Source organism: uncultured Holdemanella sp. (assembly GCF_934772795.1).
In the GTDB taxonomy this organism is placed as follows: Bacteria; Bacillota_I; Bacilli_A; order Erysipelotrichales; family Erysipelotrichaceae; genus Holdemanella.
This window is the reverse complement of record NZ_CAKVMR010000101.1, coordinates 1-4,309: the sequence shown is the minus strand read 5'-3', so window position 1 is coordinate 4,309 and position 4,309 is coordinate 1. Positions and strand designations below refer to the sequence as shown.

General features: G+C 35.0%; 6 protein-coding genes and 2 tRNA genes. 5 read left to right on the top strand and 3 right to left on the bottom strand.

Annotated features, from left to right (window positions below; translation table 11 throughout):
- Positions 1-102: 102 nt before the first annotated feature.
- The 4 genes from Q0F04_RS11450 (at position 103) to Q0F04_RS11435 (ending at position 837) form a co-directional block, all read left to right on the top strand.
- A tRNA-Cys gene (locus Q0F04_RS11450) sits at positions 103-176 on the top strand.
- Between the two features lie 7 nt (positions 177-183).
- Positions 184-270: transfer RNA gene (locus Q0F04_RS11445), tRNA-Leu, on the top strand.
- Positions 271-408: 138 nt separating this feature from the next.
- Complete coding sequence (locus tag Q0F04_RS11440; RefSeq protein ID WP_295753410.1) at positions 409-630, top strand: hypothetical protein; 222 nt, start codon at positions 409-411, stop codon at positions 628-630.
- A 12-nt stretch (positions 631-642) separates the two neighbouring features.
- Positions 643-837: a hypothetical protein gene (locus Q0F04_RS11435; RefSeq protein WP_295753408.1), complete on the top strand. Its 195-nt coding sequence runs from the start codon at positions 643-645 to the stop codon at positions 835-837.
- A gap of 19 nt (positions 838-856) precedes the next feature.
- Here Q0F04_RS11435 and Q0F04_RS11430 read toward each other — a convergent pair whose 3' ends face one another.
- Together Q0F04_RS11430 and Q0F04_RS11425 are read right to left on the bottom strand one after the other, a co-directional pair.
- Positions 857-1,741 (bottom strand): putative manganese transporter, encoded by an 885-nt coding sequence (locus Q0F04_RS11430; RefSeq protein ID WP_295753406.1) that lies wholly within the window; start codon positions 1,739-1,741, stop codon positions 857-859.
- A gap of 67 nt (positions 1,742-1,808) precedes the next feature.
- Entirely contained in the window at positions 1,809-2,966 is a 1,158-nt protein-coding gene (locus tag Q0F04_RS11425; RefSeq protein ID WP_295753404.1) for an AI-2E family transporter, read from the bottom strand.
- Between the two features lie 73 nt (positions 2,967-3,039).
- On the opposite strand from Q0F04_RS11425, the gene Q0F04_RS11420 reads away from it, so the two are divergent.
- Positions 3,040-3,768, top strand: a complete 729-nt coding sequence (locus Q0F04_RS11420; protein WP_295753402.1) for a TrmH family RNA methyltransferase — start codon at positions 3,040-3,042, stop codon at positions 3,766-3,768.
- 14 nt (positions 3,769-3,782) lie between these two features.
- Here Q0F04_RS11420 and Q0F04_RS11415 read toward each other — a convergent pair whose 3' ends face one another.
- Positions 3,783-4,073 carry a hypothetical protein gene (locus Q0F04_RS11415; protein ID WP_295753400.1) on the bottom strand — a complete coding sequence of 97 codons (291 nt, stop codon included), beginning with the start codon at positions 4,071-4,073 and terminating at the stop codon, positions 3,783-3,785.
- Positions 4,074-4,309: the final 236 nt, after the last annotated feature.

Below are 4,309 nucleotides of genomic sequence, written 5' to 3'. Positions count from 1 at the left end.
GGAATAGGCAGACGCAACGGACTTAAAATCCGTTGGGAGAAATCCCGTGTGGGTTCAAGTCCCACCGTCCCCACCATCGTTTATTTACAATCAACAAGTTACGGTTCCGTAGCCAAGTGGTAAGGCAATAGACTGCAACTCTGTGATCATCAGTTCAAATCTGATCGGAACCTCCAATTACATGGGGTCGTGGCGGAATAGGCAGACGCAACGGACTTAAAATCCGTTGGGAGAAATCCCGTGTGGGTTCAAGTCCCACCGTCCCCACCATTTTTTGGAAAACTAAGCTAGAGACAAATGTTTCTAGCTTTTTTCGTGCATATTTGGACAGTTTGATGACCAAATTTACCATATATAAATAAATCTTTAAATGTATTGGTAAAATAATACTAAAGAGAGGGATACAGTATGAACTGGATTGAAAAAACAACAAAGAAAAGAATAGCCGAATTGGATGAACATCCAGAATTGAATTCAACTGATTTTGAAGAAAAGGGAAACAAAATGATGAAGGATATTAAATTCTATGTAATTCTAATCCTTGCAGCCGCATTGGTTTTAGCACTTTGGTATGATTGGAATCATCCAGAAATTAATATATTCCCAATTTTATTCCCTATATTAGTGTAATAAGGTTTAGTTATGAGTTGGCTTGATAAAATAGCGAAGAAACGATTGGCGGAATTGGAGGAGCATCCAGAATTGAATTCAGATAAATTTGGGGAAAAGATGAGTACTCTTTATTTCGCAATCGTTTTATTGATTGTTGCCATACTTATTCTTTTGTTTTGGTATGACATTAACCATTTTGAAATCTGGATCTTTCCAGGGAGATAAAAAAAAGCCACATTTGTGGCTACAATAACATAAATCCAATACCTACGATAACTCCAGTTATAAATAGGATGGAAATCGTTCTTAAAATATCTTTCTTTCTTGCTTCATAACGAATCATGACGATTAAGCCAAGTCCTGCATTTGTGACAAGACCTGCTAGTAGGGATCCAAAAGATAGTTCACCAGCTGTATAAAGCTGAGTTAGAACAACTGTGGCTGCACAGTTAGGGATAAAACCGAATAATGCGGCAATAATAGGTTGGAATAAATTATCTTGAAGCAAGATCATAGATAATGTTTTTTCTCCAATCAACTCCATTAATAATGTTAATACAAAACTAGTAATAAAGATGAATACATAGATTTTTAAAGACCGTAATAGGGCACTGATCCATAATGGATATTCCGGGTAACAACATGGACAGCTTGATCCGGAACTTTCTTCTTCCTCATATTCTTCATCATCATAATCCTCTTCTTCCATATCTTCGAAGCGGAGGATTTTTTGATTGCGAAATAATACGTGATCGGTAAACAATCCAACGATGATCGCAATAACGAGTTTTAGTCCTAAAATACCAAGTAGAGATGAATACATCTTAGGATTACTAATAAGAATTGGGATGGCTTCATCGCTTGTCGCAATCATAACACTGACAAGTGTTCCAAGGGTAATGTTATTTTGGACAAACAACATGGCGGCTAGAATACTAAAGCCACATTGTGGAATCAGTCCGACGAGTGCACCTAGAATGGGTCCGAGTTTTTGGAGTCCAAAGAAAAGCTTATCGTCTTGCGTATTCTTTCTTTCAAAAACTTCTAAAACACAATATGTGACATACAACAAGGGAAGCATGGCCCACGTATCGTGTATTGTATCTAAAATAATGTCTATAAAATTCAAAGGTAGTTCCTCCTAACTTACATAAGTATACACATTTTTTCAAAAATTGCACGTAAAAAGCAGGAAACTAATCAATAGTTCCTGCTCTGTCGTTGATTGTGATTTTTTTATTTCTTAATCGAACTTGAATATAATCGTGTACACCTGCATAGATTAGCGCAAAGATTGGAACACCTAAGAACATTCCAACAATGCCAAATAATGCACCACCTATAGTGACTGAGAATAGGATCCAGAAGCCTGACATTCCTAGTTTATCTCCAAGCACAATGGGTTTAATGATGTTTCCATCGCATTGTTGAAGGATGAAGATAAATATCGCAAAGATCAAGGCTGAGAATGGATCAATCAAACATAAGATGATGATGACGGGAATAGCGCCTAAGAATGGTCCAAAGACGGGAATGACATTAGTGACACCTATAATGAGGGCGATCATACTTGAGTATGGCAACTTTAATACTAAGGCTCCAAAGTAACAGATCATACCGACAATAAAGGAATCAATGATGTTTCCAACGATATATTGTTCAAATACAGTCTTCGCATCGTTTGTCCATAGTGTTAAGTAGTTCGCAAAGTTTTTATCAAATAATGAGTAGTTTAACTTTTTGATTCCCTTAACAAGTGTTTCACGGTCCAATAAGATATAGAATGCGGAAACGAAAGCTAAGATCAAGTTAACGAATCCTTTCACAAAGCTATATGAGTAAGAAGCAATTTTAGGAATGGATTCGGTTAGTACACTTGTAATTTTCTTTGTGACGTCAAAATTGATCAGTATTTGTTCGACTTGTTTTTCTGAAATGTTCAATTTGTACGCAAAATCTTTTGTGTATCCAATTAATGTATCAGAATAAACTGCAACGTTTTTAGAGAATTGTCGCACAGAATCAATCGTATTCGGAATTATAATGGAGAAAAATAAGATCAAGAATCCAATGGCTAAAATAAACACAAGAGCAGTTGATAGAATTCTTTTGTGGTTTTTGCGCATTGGAATATTTCCAAGTAATTTTTCTTCAACCCATTTTTGCGGATTGTTTAATATAAACGCCAATCCAATTCCAAGAAGGAAAGGGAATAGTATCGTCAATATAAACTGAATGGCTCGTTTAATGTCTTTAAACTTATTCAATATTGTAAAAAACAAGATTGCGATAATTAAAGATGCTGAATAAACGATGATTCGCTGCTTCATTTCTTGGGTTAATTTAAAATGCATTTAAGTAAGACTCCTTCCATACCATATATAATAGCATCTAGAAAAAAATTATAAAAGCCATTATAATAGTCGTATGGAAAAAATATTTGAAGGGGCCATTTCCTGCAAAGCCCTATTAGAAGCAGGGTCTCGAGATTGTAAAAAACTATATATTGATAAGAAAAAGAATACAAAAGATACAAGATATTTGGCTAAAATTGCCAAAAGTAAAGGTTGTGAAGTCATCTTTAGTTCGCGAGATGAAATTAATGAGTTGGCTACAGGTAAAACGCATGGTGGTATTTTACTTCTAGCTGAAGAAAAACAAATTCCACAACTTGTTCAAGCACATGTTCATGGCTTTCTTTGTTACATCGACGGAGTTGAAGATCCATATAATTTAGGAAGTATTTCAAGAACACTATATGCTTCTGGATGTGATGCGATGATCCTTCCAAAAAGAGACTGGAGCTTTGCCGAACAAACCATTCTAAAGGCAAGTGCCGGAGCTTATGAAAAACTACCTATTTATTTTGTGGATTCAGATGAAGAATTGGTAGACTATTGTAAAAAGCATGAACTTCCTATTTTGTGTGCCCACAGAAAAGATGCCGTAGGACTTTATGACTATACGTTTGAATCCGACTTCTGTTTATGCTTAGGTGGAGCCTTAAGAGGACTAAGTTCAACTATTACTTCAGCTTCCAAACAAAATATTGTCGTAGAATACGGAAGAGATTTTAGAAATGCTCTAGATTCAGCCAGTGCTGCAGCTGTATTTAGTTTTGAGATATTAAGACAAAAGAAAGTCAAAGCGAATTAAATTGCTTTGACTTTTTAATTTGTCGAATAAATATTTTGTGCTAATTCTGGATCCGCAAAATCAACAATGATGATGTCATAATTCTTTTTCTGCCAATCATATCCTTTTAAATATGTATTAATCTTCTTCGCGTACTTCTTTGGAAAACCAATCTTACCTTTACCACTCGTGGAAATAAAATTTAAATAAAATGTAGAATCATTAGACATAGCGTTTTCTAATCCGTATTCAGTCGCATTAATAAAATCTCGATAATCATCTTTATTCAAAATCAGGTTGAAGTCGTTGGTAATTTTCAGTATCATATAATTGTCTAAGAGGACGGGTAGAAATCACAAACTTTGCACGGTGAGGATTTCTACCTTTTTTTATTTACGTCCAATCCTTTCTAAAAATACTGTAACAAAAAAAGATAGAGAAATCTCCCTAAAAGTGTTTAAAGGTCATCTCTATCTCAGATCTAGAATCCCTATGACTTTTAAAGGTTGATTTATCCCTATCTAGATAATATGAAGTGACCTCCTATTGTCAATACGTGGAT